Consider the following 13846-nt stretch of genomic DNA (forward strand, 5'->3'; position numbering starts at 1 on the left):
GCCGCAGCCCAACGCCCTCGATCGGCCGCGAAAACGCAATCGTTCGACGCCGCGCGCCGATCGACGCCTCGCAAAAAAGTCTCATATCGGGAACTGCTCCCGCACGCCCGATTAAGCAAAGCCCTCGCAAGCGGGAGAGGGAGCGGAGTCGCATTGCCGCGCAGCTCCGCCCTACCGCTCCAGAATCGCCCTTGCCGTCGTCTCGTCGGTGATGAGCCCGTTGATTAGCCGACCACTCAGCGCCGCCGCGATTGCCGCGACCTTGGCTGCACCGACAGCTGCCCCAATGGTCGTGGTCTTCGCCGGCACTTCCGGCGGGATGCTGGTCAGGCGCTTGTTGGTGCCGACCTTGAGCAGGCGGCCCTTGGAATCATAGGCCCAGCCGGTGATCTCGCCGATGGCGCCGAGGCGCATCATCTCGAACAATTCGTCGCGGGTGACGAAGCCGTCGATGTGGACCTGCGCTTTCTGGTCCATCTGGCCGATACCGACGAGACGCAAATCCGCCTTGGCCGCCACCGCCTTTACCCTGGCGATCGGTTCAATGCGCACCATCCTGTTGCGTTCGTCTTCCGACGACATCAGGAACGGCAGCGGCATCGGATAGTGACGCGCACCGGTGCGGTCGGCGAGCCGGCCAACGGTGTCGTAAAAGCTCGCCGAACCGTCGGCGGAGATGTTGCCGACCAGCGAGACGATCTGGTGATTGGGCCGGTCGATCGGCGTGACGCGCTCGACCGCGGCACGTACTGCCCGGCCGGTGCCGAGCGCAACGATGACGGGCATTTCCGAGCGCAGCGTCGCATCGAGCAGGTTGGCGCAGCGTTCGGCGATGCCTGCGGTCGCCTGCGGCGCGGCGGCATCGGCCGGCACCACCTCGCAATGGACGAGGTCGAACCGCTCCTTCAGGCGCGCCGCCAGTTCCATGCAGGCGGCGATGGGATGCTCGAGCCGGAAGGTGATAAGCCGCTCGGCCAGGCACAGCGAGACGAGCCGCTGCGCCGAGGCGCGAGAGACCTGTAGCATCTTTGCGATCTCGTCCTGGGTATGGCCGGCGATGAAATAGAGCCAGCCGGCGCGGGCGGCATCGTCGAGTCTCGACCTGTCGTTCTCGGCGGCCATGCGGGCCTCACGCCTCCCAGAAATCGCTCATGTGTGCGAAGACCCGATCGGCCCCGGCGGCGGACAATATAGCGCGGCCGTCGCGAGCACGATAATGGCTGCCGCCGACAAATCCCCAGACGGTCATGCCGGCCGCCTTGCCCGCCTGCACGCCGCTGACACTGTCCTCGATCACCAGCGTGCGCCGAGGTTGCGCCCCCATTTTCTCTGCCGCGTAGAGGAAGAGATCGGGCGCCGGCTTGCCGCGCTCGACCATCTGCGCGGTGTAGATCCGATCGCCAAAATGTGCCCGCAGACCAGTGACGTCGAGCGACAGCGAGACGCGATCGATGTCGCTCGATGAGGCCACGCAGACCGGCACGGTTAGCCGCGAGATCACCGCCCCTACCCCCGGAATCGTCTCGAGCGATGTGGCAAACGTCTCCAGAACGCGTGACTTCAATCCCGGCAGGAAGCTGTCCGGCAGCGACTGCCCGAGACCACGATAATGCTGCTCGATCGCCTTGGTGCTGCGTCCGAGAAACAACTCCAGCGCCTGCGCCTCGCTGAGCGCGAGACCGACCCCGGCCAGCGCTTCGGACAGACAACGGCAGCTCAAAAGCTCGCTGTCGACGAGCACGCCGTCGCAGTCGAAGATGATCAGATCGGGTTGCGGCTGGCCTTCGGTCATCCAGCCATTCGATCATATACCCAATCTCTGAGCAATAGCTCACACAAGACGACCTGTGGTTCAGTTCGTCCGGGTCAATGCGCCACCTGACGGTAGATCGCCGGCAGCGCCGCCGGCAAGCGCCTGATGTTGCCGACGATGGCGTAGCCACCGCGCCCGAACAGCGTCGGAAAGTAGGTTTGTGCCGCCGCGTCGATCGTCACGCCGAAGACCGCGATGCCGAGCCGACGCGCTTCCTGCACGGATTTCCTGGTGTCTTCGACCGCAAAGCGCCCCTCATAGTGGTCGACGTCGTTCGGCTTGCCGTCGGTAAGAACGAGCAGCAGCTTCTTGCGCTGCGGCTGGCGCGCGAGTTCGGCCGAGGCGTGGCGTACCGCGGCGCCGATCCGCGTGTAATAGCCGGGCTTGAGCGCCCCGATGCGGCGCTCGACGACTCCGCTCATGGGTTCGCCGAACGCCTTGACAGTCTCGAGCCGTATCCAGGAACGTCGACGCGAGGTGAAAGTCAGGATGCTGTGATGATCGCCGCAAGCCGACAGCCCGTGCGCGAGCACGAGCAGCGATTCCTTTTCGACGTCGAGCACGCGATAGCCGTCGACCCAGGCATCGGTCGACAGCGAGACGTCGACCAGCAGCGTGACGGCGAGATCGTGCCCTTGGGGGCGCATCGCGACATGGATGCGATCGAGACCGCCGCCACTCCCGGCACTGAGGTCGCACCGCGCGCGCACCAGCGCGTCGAGGTCGAGATCATGTCCGTCGCTCTGGGCGCGCATCATTTCGTGACGCGGACGCAGGGCCTCAAAGCGGCGGCGCACCTGGCGAATGTGTCGGCGCATGGCGTCATCCGCCGTCCAGCTCTCGCCTTCCTCGGACGCCACAGCCCCGAGCACCCGGCAATGATCCGGCAGGTAGGAGTTGCTGCGATAGTCCCATTCGGGATAGGTCCGGTCCGCATTCAGCTGCGAGGCGTCGAGGGCCTCCGGCGGCAGGTCGAGATCGAACTTGAACCGGCTCGCCGGCTTGCCGCTGCGGCGGCTGAGCGTGATCTCCTCGAGATCGTCGGCTGCCTTCTGCGCATCCTCGTCCTCGCTGTCATCAGCCGGGCGGTCGACATTGACCATCTCGGCCATCGCGAGGATCTTCTCGAACCGGTTGAGCACGAAGGGATCGCGACGATTTGCGTTGTCTTCGTGTTCGCGGACGGCGAAGCGCCTGCGGTCGTCCTTCGCCGCGGCCTCCGCGCCCGGTGCGCATTCGTCTTCGCCCGCATGTGCGGGCGAGAGCTCGCGCGTCCAGCAGTCGCCCCAGAGCGGACACGGCAGCATCGAGCGATAGCCCGGCGGCGCTCTTTCCGGCAGCGGGCCCGTCCCCATCATCGCCGGCCACAGCCTGCCTGCGGGCGCTCTTCCGGTTCCGAGCAGGGCCAAGACGATCTGCTCGATCTCTTGCTCGATGCGCGGCAAAGGACGACGGGGCCGGGCCTCGGCGGTGGCCGCGGCAAGCTGCGCGTAATCGGCGACGAGCCCTGGGAATTGCGTGAGCACCCAGACCGCGGTCTCGCTCGCCCGCCGCAACACCAAAAGGTCCCGCCGCAGCGGATTGACTTCCGCGATCGCCTCGATCGGGGCGGCCGCGAACCATGCCGCAAGCCAGCGATAGAGCGCTGCGTTCAGGTCCCGGTCGGGAAAGATCGCGATGCGATCGGGCAGGAAGATGGTTGCGGCGTCGCGGCCCGGCTGCTCGAGTCGCTCGTCTCCGAGGCCGATACGCTGCCGCCAGCCGAGACGATGGCCTGCCCGGCGTGCGCCTGCGCTCGCGATCTGCACGCCGGACTCGCCGCCAAGCGCGCGGAACATCACGGCGAGCCGGCTCCTCACCTCTGCGAGGGCGACGGCGTGATCGTCGTGAATCGGATAGCTCGAAGTGTCGCCGACCATCCGATGCCAGGCGCGACCGACCGTTTCCTCCAGTTCGAGGAAGTCGAGCATGGGCCTCACCCGATCATGGCGCGCGCGACGTCGAGCAGCGCCGCCTTGACGTCGGCATCGTCCGTCAGCGGCTCGATCATGCCGGCAAGCACTGCATCGGCGATCGGCGTGCCGGCGGCGATCAGGGTCGCGCAATAGACCACGAGCCGGGTCGAGACGCCCTCCTCCAGGTCGTGTCCCCTCAGTGCGCGCAGCCGGCCAGCCAGCCCGACAAGCGGCCGCACGCGCTCCGGCGGCAGTCCGCTTTCGGCGGAGACGACGGCGATTTCCTGCTCGGACGGCAGGAAGCCGAATTCGACGGCGACGAAGCGCTGCCGCGTCGACGGTTTCAGCGCCTTCAGCAGCGTCTGATAACCGGGATTGTAGGAGACCACGAGCATGAAGCTCTTCGGCGCCGCAAGCTCCTCGCCGGTGCGCTCCAGCGGCAGGATGCGGCGGTCATCGGTCAGGGGATGCAGCACCACGGTGACGTCCTTGCGCGCTTCCACGACTTCGTCGAGATAACAGATGCCGCCCTCGCGCACCGCGCGCGTCAGCGGACCGTCGGTCCATACCGTGTCGCCGCCCCGCAAGAGATAGCGACCGGTGAGATCGGCGGCGGTGAGATCGTCGTGGCAGGCGACGGTGTGGAGCGGCAGTCCAAGCCGTGCAGCCATATGCGCGACGAAGCGCGTCTTGCCGCAGCCGGTCGGCCCCTTCAGCAGGACCGGCAGCTGATTGCGCCAGGCGTGTTCGAACAGCGTGCATTCGTTGCCGCTAGCAACATAGGCCGGCAGCTGGGGTTCGGGCTTCGCCACGGCGAGAAGTGCTGCGTTCATGGTCTTTCTCCGGAATTCACATGATGAGGGCGGCCGCAGCGGGCCGCGGCCGCCCCTGTGTTCACTCAGCCGGCTGCAATGCGCCGGGGATGACCGCCTGCTTGGCGCGACCGGGCACCAGCACCGCCCAGACGAACATCAGTGCGGAGATCGCGACGAACACGCCGGAGCCGAGCCGGACCCAGTAGAACATCGCGAGCTGGTCCTGCACGTCCATGTAGCCCTGGCCGAGCACGCGCTGGAGGTGAACCTGGACCACGCCGGCGAAGGTCAGCGCGAAGGTCATCACCATCATGGCCGTGCACATGATCCAGAAGCTCGCCATGGAGAGCCACTGGTTGTAGGGCGCGCGTCCCCTGATCTGCGGGATCGCATAGCCCATGACGGACAGATTGAGCATCACATAGGCGCCGAAGAAGGCGAGATGGCCATGCGCCGCGGTGACCTGGGTGCCGTGGGTGTAGTAGTTCACCGAGGACAGCGTGTGCAGGAAGCCCCAGACGCCGGCGCCTAGAAAGGCCATCACCGAGCAGCCGACCGACCACAGCAGCGCAGCGCGGTTCGGATGCTTGCGGCCGGCCTTCCATGTCATCTGCACCGTGAAGATCACCATCGTGAAGAACGGTGCCACCTCGAGCGTGGAGAACAGCGATCCGATCCATTGCCAGTAGCCGGGCGCGCCGATCCAGTAGAAGTGATGGCCGGTGCCGAGGATGCCGGAGAACAGCGCAAGGCCGATGATGACGTAGAGCCACTTCTCCACGACCTCGCGGTCGATCCCGTTGAGCTTAATCATGAGATAGGCCAGCACCGAGGCCATGATCAGCTCCCAGACGCCCTCGACCCAGAGATGGACGACGTACCACCAGTACATCTTGTCGAGCGCGAGGTTCGCAGGATTGTAGAAGGCGAACAGGAAGAAGATCGCAACGCCCCACAAGCCGAACAGCAGGATGTTCGTGATCGTGGTCTTGCGGCCCTTCAGTGCCGTCATGGTGACGTTGAACAGGAACATCAGGCAGACGACGACGATTCCGACTTTGATGATGAAGGGCTGCTCGAGGAACTCGCGCCCTTCGTGATAGTGGAAGAGGTAGCCGACCACGGCCACGCCTGCCGCGCCGAAGAACAACCAGAACTGGATCTTGGCCAGCAGCGGGCTGTACAGCTCGGTCTCGGTTTCTTCAGGCAGCAGGAAATAGGTCGCTCCCATGAAGCCGATCAGCGACCACACGATCAGCGCGTTGGTGTGGATCATCCTGACGATGTTGAACGGCAGGAGTGTCGACAGCGTGTTGGGCAGGACGTAGATGGTTCCGGCGACGAGGCCGAACAGGACCTGCGCGAGGAACAGAGTCAGCGCGCCGTAGAAGTACAGCATCGCGACTTTCTGGGTCTGATATTTCATCTCGGATCTCTCTGTCTTGGAAGAGGAAACAGCGTGCTCAACCGGCCTTGTTCGGCGGCCATTCCTGGCGCTTGATCTTGCTGGTCCATTGCAGGAAGTCGGCGAGATCGTCGAGCTCCTGGTCGGTGAGGTTGAACTGTGGCATCTGCCGCCGGCCCGGCGCGCCCGAGGGCTGCGATTGCATCCAGGCCTTCAGTGTCTCGCGCGCGGCGGCGGGGTCCTCGTTGCCGCCCCAGCGATCCCAGACATTGCCGACCTCAGGCGCGAAATAGGCGCCCTCACCGAGCAGGGTGTGGCAATTGATGCAGGAGTTCTTTTCCCAGACATGCTTGCCGCGGGCGACCGACGACGTCAGCATCGTCGTGTCCGTAGAGGTCGTGGCCATGTAGTAATGGCTGTGCGCCGTCAGTCCTATGAAGATGGCGAAGAAGAAGGCCGAGCCGCCGTAGAAGACATTTCGAGCGGCCGACTTGGTCAGGCGTTCAGCCATTGCCAATCCTTTCCGTTGATTCCTGCGAAACCGCGATGGTGTGATTTATTGCCGCTTTGCCCGGCCCGTTCTTTGTCAGGGCGCAATGAGCGCATCAGATCAGGGCGACGATGGCCGAGGCGAGCCAGGCAAGCAGCAGGACGATCAGGATCCAGCTCGCGACGAGACCACGCCAAAGTGCGGGCACGGCGCGTAGATCCATGAAGTCGAGCGCGATCCGGTGACCCTTGAGTGCGGCGAAGGCGAGCAGCAGTGCGTTGCCGAGCAGCGGCCGCGGCACCAGCGGTGGCAGCAGGATGGTCGCGAGCGCGAGGCCGATCAGCACGATCCAGGTGATATCGAGACGATCCGGCATCGTCATTTCACCAGATAGAGAATCGGGAACATGACGATCCAGACCAGATCGACCATGTGCCAGAACGCCGTTGCCGTCTCGACGCCCGATATCCCGGCGCGGCGGCAGACCACGGCGAGGATGACGATGCCGAGGCCGACATGCAGAAGATGAAAGCCGGTCAGGAGGAAGTAGAGCGTGAAGAACGGGCTGGTTTCGAGTCCGACGCCTCGCCCGATTTCGTCCCCATATTCGGCGAGCTTGATCGCGATGAAGAGACCGCCGAGCGCCATCGCGCCGAAAATCCAGCATCGCGCCACCGGCCGCTCTCCGGCACGCGCTGCCTTCGTCGCCTTTGCCGCCGCCCAGCCGCTGGTGACCAGCACGACGGTATTGAGGCCGGCGAGATTCGAATCGAGTGCTGACTGCCCGGCCGCGAACAGCGCGGGGTGGATCGCCCGGGTGACCGAAAAGGCGCCGAGGAGCAAGCCGAAGGCGACGAGCTCGCTGAAGATCAGCACCCAGATCATGGGATCGCCGGGGAGATCTTCCAGAATTCCCCAGCCGCTTTGGTGCTGTTCGCACTCGGCCGTCGACATCGTCTTTCCGGATCAGGACACCGGCCAGACTTAGCCCGGCCGCCCGGTTCCGAGTTTGTCGCCGGACAAACTGGGGAATTGCGGTGCGCTTCTTTGCGCCGACACAACGTCCGACCGGCCGGATCGCAGTACGAACCAGCTCAGAGTTCCACGGAATGGCCAATGATCACATGAGTGATGCACAGATCGGGTTGATGACCGCCACACCCATCATCATCGCCTTCGCCATCGCGCTCCGGCGAATGGGGGTATTGTCGACGGTGGCCACCGTATCGGCGGTAGGCCTCTCCGTCGCGATCGCGGCGGTGCTGTTCACGACCCAGTAGCGCGTGGGGGAACTCTCGTATTCCGGACGCAATGCAGCGCGCCGCTCCTGCGGCGTGATGCGGCGCAGAGCCGGGACACAAGCAGTTATACTACCGCCGCTGATTATACACGTCGATGCACACCGCCCCCAGCAGCACCAGGCCCTTGATCACCTGCTGGTAGTCGATCCCGATGCCGAGGATGGACATGCCGTTGTTCATCACGCCCATGATCATGGCGCCGACAACGGCACCGCCGACGCGCCCGACGCCGCCATAGGCCGAGGCGCCGCCGATGAAGCAGGCGGCGATGACGTCGAGCTCGAAGCCGAGACCCGCTTTGGGCGTCGCGGTGTTGAGGCGCGCGGCGAAGACGAGGCCGGCGAGCGCGGCGAGCACGCCCATGTTGACGAAGGTCAGGAAGGTCAGCCGCTCGGTCTTGATGCCCGACAGGCTTGCCGCCTTGGCGTTGCCGCCGACTGCGTAGATCTGCCGCCCGATCACGGTGCGGCGGGTGACGAAGCCGTAGAGCGCGATCAGCGCGGTCATGATCACCAGCACGTTGGGCAGGCCGCGATGCGAGGCGATCAGATAGGTGAAATAGAGCACGGCACAGGCCAGCAGGATGCTCTTGCCGAGGAAGAACACGTAGGGCTCGACCTCGATACCGTGCGACTGCTCGCGCGACCTCCCCTTGGCGCTGGCGTAGACGAGGCCGAGCGCAAGCACGGCGCCGATCAGCATGGATGTTGGATGCAGCGTGCCGGCTTCGGGCAGCAGCTCCGGAATGAAGCCGGAGGACAACTTCTGGAACGTTGCCGGGAACGGCCCGAGCGACTGGCCCTGCAACACCGCGAGCGCCAGGCCCTTGAACACCAGCATCCCCGCCAAGGTGACGATGAAGGACGGGATCTTGAAATAGGCCACCCAATAGCCCTGCGCGGCGCCAATGGCGGCGCCCACCAGAAGGCAGGCGATGAACGCAAGCGTGTAGTCGACCTTGTAGGTCACCATCAGCACCGCGGCCACGGCGCCGATGAAGCCTGCGACCGAACCGACCGAGAGGTCGATATGGCCGGTGACGATCACCAGCAGCATGCCGAGCGCCATGATGACGATGTAGCTGTTCTGCAGCACCAGGTTGGTGAGGTTGAGCGGCTGCAGCAGCGTGCCGCCAGTCACGACCTGGAAGAACAGCATGATCGCGATCAGCGACATCAGCATGCCGTAATTGCGCAAATTGTTCTTGATGAAGCTGCCGTGCCGGCGCTCCTCCGGCAGCGACACCGTCTTGTCGGTCATGGCTGCGATCCTCCCATCTCCGCGGCCGCTGGCGCGGCGTTCCCAATGCTTCGTTCGTTGCGCATGATGGCGCGCATGATTTTTTCCTGCGTCGCCTCAGCGCCCTTGAACTCCCCGACGAACGCTCCGTCGTTCATCACGCAGATGCGGTCGCAGATGCCGAGCAGCTCGGGCATTTCCGAGGAGATCACCACGACGCCGCGGCCGGCCTCCGCCAGCTCGTTGATGATACAGTAAATCTCGTATTTGGCACCGACGTCGATGCCCCTTGTCGGCTCGTCCAGGATCAGCACCTTGGGGTCGGTCATCAGCCATTTCGACAGCACCACCTTCTGCTGGTTGCCGCCGGAGAGCTGGCCGGTCTCCTGGTAGACGTCCGAGCAGCGGATGCGCATGCGGCTGCGGTAGTCGCTGGCGACCTTCAGCTCGGCGATGTCGTCGATCACCCTCCTGGGTGCGATCTGGTCGAGGCTGGCGAGCGTGATGTTCTTGCGGACGTCGTCGGCGAGGATCAGGCCGAGTTGCTTGCGGTCCTCGGTGACATAGGCGAGGCCGGCGTCGATCGCGGCCGCGACGCTCGGCAACACCATCTCTCTGCCTTCGAGCCGGAGAGAGCCGCTGACATTGGTGCCCCAGGAGCGGCCGAACAGGCTCATGGCGAATTCGGTGCGGCCGGCCCCCATCAGGCCGGCGATGCCCACGACCTCGCCTCGCCTGACGTTGAAATTGACGTTCTTGATCACCTGCCGCTCGGGATGGATGGGGTGATAGACCGACCAGTTCTCGACGGTGAGGACTGGTTCGCCGATCTTCGCGTTGCGCTCCGGGAAGCGGTGCGCGAGATCGCGATTGACCATGCTGCGGATGATGCGGTCTTCCTGGATCGGCTCAGCATGACAGTCGATGCTGTCGACGGTGCGGCCGTCGCGCAGCACCGTGATGTGGTCGGCGACCTTGGCAACCTCGTTGAGCTTGTGCGAGATCAGGATCGAGCCGATGCCCTGCTCGCGGAAGGCCAGCAGACGTTCGAGCAGCGCGGCGCTGTCGGCCTCGTTGAGGCTCGCCGTCGGCTCGTCCAGGATCAGCATGCGCACCCGCTTGGACAGCGCCTTGGCGATCTCGACCAACTGCTGCTTGCCGACGCCGAGATCGGTGATCAGCGTATCGGGGGACTCATTGAGGCCGACCTGCGCCAGCAGCTCGCGCGTGCGCCGGTAGACCTCGTCGCGGTCGATCACCCCTAGCTTCGACGGCGGATGCGACAGGAAGATATTCTCCGCGATCGACATCAGCGGGATCAGCGCCAGCTCCTGATGAATGATGATGATGCCGAGCGCCTCGGAATCGTTGATGTCGCGGAAGCGCCGCTCCTCGCCTTCGAAGACGATGGTGCCCTCGTAGCTGCCATACGGATAGACCCCGCTGAGCACCTTCATCAGCGTCGATTTGCCGGCGCCGTTCTCGCCGACGAGCGCATGGATCTGCCCGGCGTGAACCGAGAAGTTGACGTCGCGCAGCGCCTGCACACCGGCAAAGCTCTTGCTGACGTTGCGCATCTCCAACATGGCGGTCATGGCTTTAGTGTCCCTAGATCACCGTCGTTCCGGGGCGCCCGTAGGGCGAACCCGGAACCTCGAGATTCTCAGGTGCGCAATTGCGCACCATAGTTCGATGCTTCGCATCGCCCCGGAATGACGGAGCAAGAAATTTACTGGAACTGCGACTTCTTGTAATAGCCGCTGTCGACCAGCACCTTCTCCCAATTGTCCTTGTAGACCACCACCGGCTTGAGCAGATAGGACGGGACGGTCTTGACGCCGTTCTCGTAGGTCTTGGTGTCGTTGACGGTGACCTCCTTGCCGGCCAGCGCGGCGTCGACCATGTCGGCTGTCACCTTGGCGAGGTCGCGGGTGTCCTTGAAGATGGTCGAATACTGGTCGCCGCGCAGCATGGCCTTGATCGACGGCACTTCGGCATCCTGGCCAGAGATAACAGGCATCGGCTGGTCGGCGCTGCCGTAGCCGACGCCCTTCAGCGAGGAGATGATGCCGATCGAGATGCCGTCATAGGGCGACAGCACGGCGTTTAGCTTCTTGTTGCCGTAGTAGGCGCTGAGCAGATTGTCCATGCGGGCCTGCGCGGTGGCACCGTCCCAGCGCAGGGTTGCGACCTTGTCCATGCCCATCTGGCCCGAGGCGACGACGAGCTTGCCGCCGTCGATGTAGGGCTTCAGCACGCTCATCGCGCCGTTGTAGAAGAAGTAGGCGTTGTTGTCGTCGGGCGAGCCGCCGAACAGCTCGATGTTGAAAGGACCCTTGCCTTCCTTGAGACCGAGGCCTTTTTCGATCGATTGCGCCTGGAGCACGCCGACCTGGAAATTGTCGAAGGTCGCATAATAGTCGACGCTCGGCGTGCCGCGGATCAGGCGGTCATAGGCGATCACCGTGATGCCTTTTGCTTTTGCCTGCTTGAGCACGTCGGACAGCGTGGTGCCGTCGATCGCGGCAATCACCAGCGCTTTCGCGCCCTTGGTCACCATGTTCTCGACCTGCGAGAGCTGGTTCGGAATGTCGTCCTCGGCATATTGCAGGTCGGTGTTGTAGCCGCGCTCCTTCAGCACCTTGACCATGTTGTTGCCGTCATCGATCCAGCGCGCCGACGACTTCGTCGGCATGGCGATGCCGACGGTCGCCTTTTGGGCGAACGCGGTGACGCCTCCGGCCATCGTGGCAGCGCCGGCCAGCGCCAGCGCGAGGAATGTCGTCTTCAGTTTCAGCATGTTTCACTCCCTTAAGTGTCAGACTGTTTCTTCGTGACGTCGAGAACGTGGTCGTGGAATGCCTCTGGTCTCCTATGCGAGCTTGACGTCGGGCTCCACGCGTCCGCGCGCGGATGCCTCCAGCAAGAAAGTGCAACCGGCTTGCGGATCGGCGGCGCGCGCAGTCGCGTCCATGTCCTGCCAGGCCGAGGTGACGAGCAGGCGCGACAGATCCGGGCCGACAAAGGCGGGGCAACTCGCCTGCTTTGCCGGCACGCCCAGTGAGTGCAGACGCTCGCCTTGCGGCGAATAGACATCGATCCGGCCCGCACCCCAGCAGGCATTCCAGATCAATCCGTCGGCATCGCACACCGAGCCATCAAGGCCGCCGATGCCGCTGTGGCGCAACAGCACCTCCGGCTCGCCACGCGGCAGACCCGTGGCGGGATTGAGCGGCACCGCGTAGAGCACGGCGCGTGCGCTGTCGGCGAAATAGCCGGTGGCGCCATCGGGCGCGAAGCAGATCGAGTTGGGAATGCTGATGCCGGAAAACAGCGTCGAGATCTTGCCGCGATGGAACGCATAGATCGCGCCCGCGCCTGCTTCCGCCTGGCGTCCCATGGTGCCGATCCAGAACGTGCCGGATTGATGCACCCGCGCGTCGTTGGAGCGGGTCGCGGGATTGTCGGCTTCGAGCGGACAGAGCAGCGTCATCGCGCCATCGGCGAGCTTGCGGATGTAGAGACCGTCCTCCGCGACGATCAATTGGCGCGCCGCATCGATGCGTCCGAGCGCGCTCGCCAAACGGCCGAGCGCATGGACGCGGATGCTCCCGCTGTCGAGCCGCGCCTCGAACAGCAGCCCTTCGCGGATGTCGAACCACCAGGCAGTGTCGGTGGTCACGTCATAAGTCGGCCCTTCGCCCAGATGACAGGGATGGTCCGAGAGCACAGTCGTGGGCACCTGTTCCATCATGGTGACCTCACTGAAAAACGATAGACCGTATGATGGCGGTAGACTTCGCCGGGGTCGAGACGCGGGCTCGGAAAGTCCGGCCGGTTCGGCGCGTCCGGCCAGATGTGAGGCTCCAGGCACATGGCGTCCGATTGACGAATGAGCTTGCCGCCCTTCCCCGAGATCGTGCCATCGAGATAATTGCCGGAATAGACCTGGAGCCCAGGCTGGTCGGTGAGCAGTTCCATGATCCGTCCCGAGCGCGGCGCCTCCAGCCGCGCCGCCAGCCCGAGCTTGCCGTCGCGTCTGAGGCAATAAGTGTGGTCATAGCCTCTGCCGCTCTGCAATTGCTGATCGCTCTCGCGGATGCGCTCGCCGACCGGTCGCGGCTCGCGGAAGTCGAACGGCGTGCCCCCCACCGGCCGTGGCGGCTCCGGCAGCGGAATGGCGGCAGGATCGATCGCGAGGAAATGGTCGGCGGCGACCATCAGCTTATGATCGAGGACGGACGTACCCGACGTCGCGCCCTCGAGGTTGAAGAAGCTGTGGTTGGTGAGATTGACGATGGTCGGCCGGTCCGTCCGCGCCTCCATGATGAGCGAGAGTTCGGCCGGGCCCGTGATGCGATAGGTCAGCCGCACGTCGAGCCGGCCGGGATAGTTCTCCTCGCCCTGCGGGCTGACACAGGTAAGCGTCACCGCGGGTTCGGCGCCCTCGTCGAGGTCCGCAATTTCCCAGAGCTTGCGGTCGAATCCGTCGAGGCCCCCGTGCAGCGCATTGGGGCCGTTGTTGACGGCAAGCTGTACCGTCTCACCGTCGAGCGAAAACTGCCCCTTGGCAATGCGGTTGGCATAGCGGCCGACGGTTGCACCGAAAAAATTTCGTTCGGCGAGATAGCCTGCGAATGTGTCGTGGCCGAGCACCACGTCGTCGTCGCCGCCCTGCACGTCCGGGGCGATCAACGCCTGAAGCACGGCGCCATGGGTGATGATCCGCGCCTCGAAGCCGCCCTGCCCGCGCAGCACGATGCGTTCGACCTTGCGGCCGTCCGGCAGCGTCCCAAAATCGTCTCTGGTGATTTTTGATGCGGCCATG

At 64.6% G+C, this 13846-nt stretch carries 14 protein-coding genes; 1 reads left to right on the plus strand and 13 read right to left on the minus strand.

The window, feature by feature from the left end:
* Positions 1–171: 171 nt before the first annotated feature.
* The 8 genes from EHH60_RS21285 to EHH60_RS21320 form a co-directional block, all read right to left on the minus strand.
* Positions 172–1122: a sugar-binding transcriptional regulator gene (locus EHH60_RS21285; protein ID WP_124161398.1), complete on the minus strand. Its 951-nt coding sequence runs from the start codon at positions 1120–1122 to the stop codon at positions 172–174.
* Positions 1123–1129: 7 nt separating this feature from the next.
* Positions 1130–1792 (minus strand): HAD family hydrolase, encoded by a 663-nt coding sequence (locus EHH60_RS21290; protein WP_124161399.1) that lies wholly within the window; start codon positions 1790–1792, stop codon positions 1130–1132.
* Positions 1793–1866: 74 nt separating this feature from the next.
* Complete coding sequence (locus EHH60_RS21295; protein WP_124161400.1) at positions 1867–3783, minus strand: nitric oxide reductase activation protein NorD; 1917 nt, start codon at positions 3781–3783, stop codon at positions 1867–1869.
* A gap of 5 nt (positions 3784–3788) precedes the next feature.
* Entirely contained in the window at positions 3789–4601 is an 813-nt protein-coding gene (locus EHH60_RS21300; protein ID WP_124161401.1) for a CbbQ/NirQ/NorQ/GpvN family protein, read from the minus strand.
* Positions 4602–4662: 61 nt separating this feature from the next.
* Positions 4663–6009 (minus strand): cbb3-type cytochrome c oxidase subunit I, encoded by a 1347-nt coding sequence (locus tag EHH60_RS21305; RefSeq protein WP_124161402.1) that lies wholly within the window; start codon positions 6007–6009, stop codon positions 4663–4665.
* Positions 6010–6046: 37 nt separating this feature from the next.
* Positions 6047–6499: a c-type cytochrome gene (locus tag EHH60_RS21310; protein ID WP_124161403.1), complete on the minus strand. Its 453-nt coding sequence runs from the start codon at positions 6497–6499 to the stop codon at positions 6047–6049.
* Between the two features lie 94 nt (positions 6500–6593).
* Entirely contained in the window at positions 6594–6854 is a 261-nt protein-coding gene (locus EHH60_RS21315) for a cytochrome C oxidase subunit IV family protein (RefSeq protein ID WP_124161404.1), read from the minus strand.
* Between the two features lie 2 nt (positions 6855–6856).
* A complete protein-coding gene (locus EHH60_RS21320; protein WP_124161405.1) occupies positions 6857–7432 on the minus strand; it encodes a cytochrome c oxidase subunit 3 family protein in 576 nt (191 codons plus the stop codon).
* A 155-nt stretch (positions 7433–7587) separates the two neighbouring features.
* Between EHH60_RS21320 and EHH60_RS21325 the strand changes: the two genes are divergently transcribed.
* Positions 7588–7758, plus strand: coding sequence for a hypothetical protein (locus EHH60_RS21325; RefSeq protein ID WP_199751754.1), 171 nt, complete (start codon positions 7588–7590; stop codon positions 7756–7758).
* A 90-nt stretch (positions 7759–7848) separates the two neighbouring features.
* On the opposite strand, the gene mmsB is transcribed toward EHH60_RS21325, so the two are convergent.
* The 5 genes from mmsB to EHH60_RS21350 form a co-directional block, all read right to left on the minus strand.
* Positions 7849–9039: a multiple monosaccharide ABC transporter permease gene (gene mmsB / locus EHH60_RS21330; protein WP_124161407.1), complete on the minus strand. Its 1191-nt coding sequence runs from the start codon at positions 9037–9039 to the stop codon at positions 7849–7851.
* On the minus strand, positions 9036–10613 hold the full coding sequence (gene mmsA / locus EHH60_RS21335; RefSeq protein WP_124161408.1) for a multiple monosaccharide ABC transporter ATP-binding protein: 1578 nt from the start codon (positions 10611–10613) through the stop codon (positions 9036–9038). The genes mmsB and mmsA overlap by 4 nt, the downstream gene beginning before the upstream one ends.
* A 134-nt stretch (positions 10614–10747) precedes the next feature.
* Entirely contained in the window at positions 10748–11818 is a 1071-nt protein-coding gene (gene chvE, locus EHH60_RS21340; RefSeq protein WP_124161409.1) for a multiple monosaccharide ABC transporter substrate-binding protein, read from the minus strand.
* Between the two features lie 72 nt (positions 11819–11890).
* Positions 11891–12769, minus strand: a complete 879-nt coding sequence (locus EHH60_RS21345; protein WP_199751743.1) for an SMP-30/gluconolactonase/LRE family protein — start codon at positions 12767–12769, stop codon at positions 11891–11893.
* On the minus strand, positions 12769–13845 hold the full coding sequence (locus EHH60_RS21350; protein WP_124161411.1) for an aldose epimerase family protein: 1077 nt from the start codon (positions 13843–13845) through the stop codon (positions 12769–12771). The genes EHH60_RS21345 and EHH60_RS21350 overlap by 1 nt, the downstream gene beginning before the upstream one ends.
* Between the last annotated feature and the right edge of the window lies 1 nt (position 13846).

The organism is Bradyrhizobium sp. RP6 (genome assembly GCF_003837805.1).
Classification (GTDB): domain Bacteria; phylum Pseudomonadota; class Alphaproteobacteria; order Rhizobiales; family Xanthobacteraceae; genus Bradyrhizobium.

Excerpts from the sequence above, each read along its gene's own strand:
- EHH60_RS21350 (WP_124161411.1), bottom strand. The coding sequence starts at position 13,845 with ATGGCCGCATCAAAAATCACCAGAGACGATTTTGGGACGCTGCCGGAC.
- mmsB (WP_124161407.1), bottom strand. The coding sequence starts at position 9,039 with ATGACCGACAAGACGGTGTCGCTGCCGGAGGAGCGCCGGCACGGCAGC.
- EHH60_RS21290 (WP_124161399.1), bottom strand. The coding sequence starts at position 1,792 with ATGACCGAAGGCCAGCCGCAACCCGATCTGATCATCTTCGACTGCGAC.
- mmsA (WP_124161408.1), bottom strand. The coding sequence starts at position 10,613 with ATGACCGCCATGTTGGAGATGCGCAACGTCAGCAAGAGCTTTGCCGGT.
- EHH60_RS21285 (WP_124161398.1), bottom strand. The coding sequence starts at position 1,122 with ATGGCCGCCGAGAACGACAGGTCGAGACTCGACGATGCCGCCCGCGCC.
- EHH60_RS21315 (WP_124161404.1), bottom strand. The coding sequence starts at position 6,854 with ATGCCGGATCGTCTCGATATCACCTGGATCGTGCTGATCGGCCTCGCG.
- EHH60_RS21320 (WP_124161405.1), bottom strand. The coding sequence starts at position 7,432 with ATGTCGACGGCCGAGTGCGAACAGCACCAAAGCGGCTGGGGAATTCTG.
- EHH60_RS21295 (WP_124161400.1), bottom strand. The coding sequence starts at position 3,783 with ATGCTCGACTTCCTCGAACTGGAGGAAACGGTCGGTCGCGCCTGGCAT.
- EHH60_RS21345 (WP_199751743.1), bottom strand. The coding sequence starts at position 12,769 with ATGGAACAGGTGCCCACGACTGTGCTCTCGGACCATCCCTGTCATCTG.
- EHH60_RS21305 (WP_124161402.1), bottom strand. The coding sequence starts at position 6,009 with ATGAAATATCAGACCCAGAAAGTCGCGATGCTGTACTTCTACGGCGCG.
- EHH60_RS21310 (WP_124161403.1), bottom strand. The coding sequence starts at position 6,499 with ATGGCTGAACGCCTGACCAAGTCGGCCGCTCGAAATGTCTTCTACGGC.
- EHH60_RS21325 (WP_199751754.1), top strand. The coding sequence starts at position 7,588 with ATGGCCAATGATCACATGAGTGATGCACAGATCGGGTTGATGACCGCC.
- chvE (WP_124161409.1), bottom strand. The coding sequence starts at position 11,818 with ATGCTGAAACTGAAGACGACATTCCTCGCGCTGGCGCTGGCCGGCGCT.
- EHH60_RS21300 (WP_124161401.1), bottom strand. The coding sequence starts at position 4,601 with ATGAACGCAGCACTTCTCGCCGTGGCGAAGCCCGAACCCCAGCTGCCG.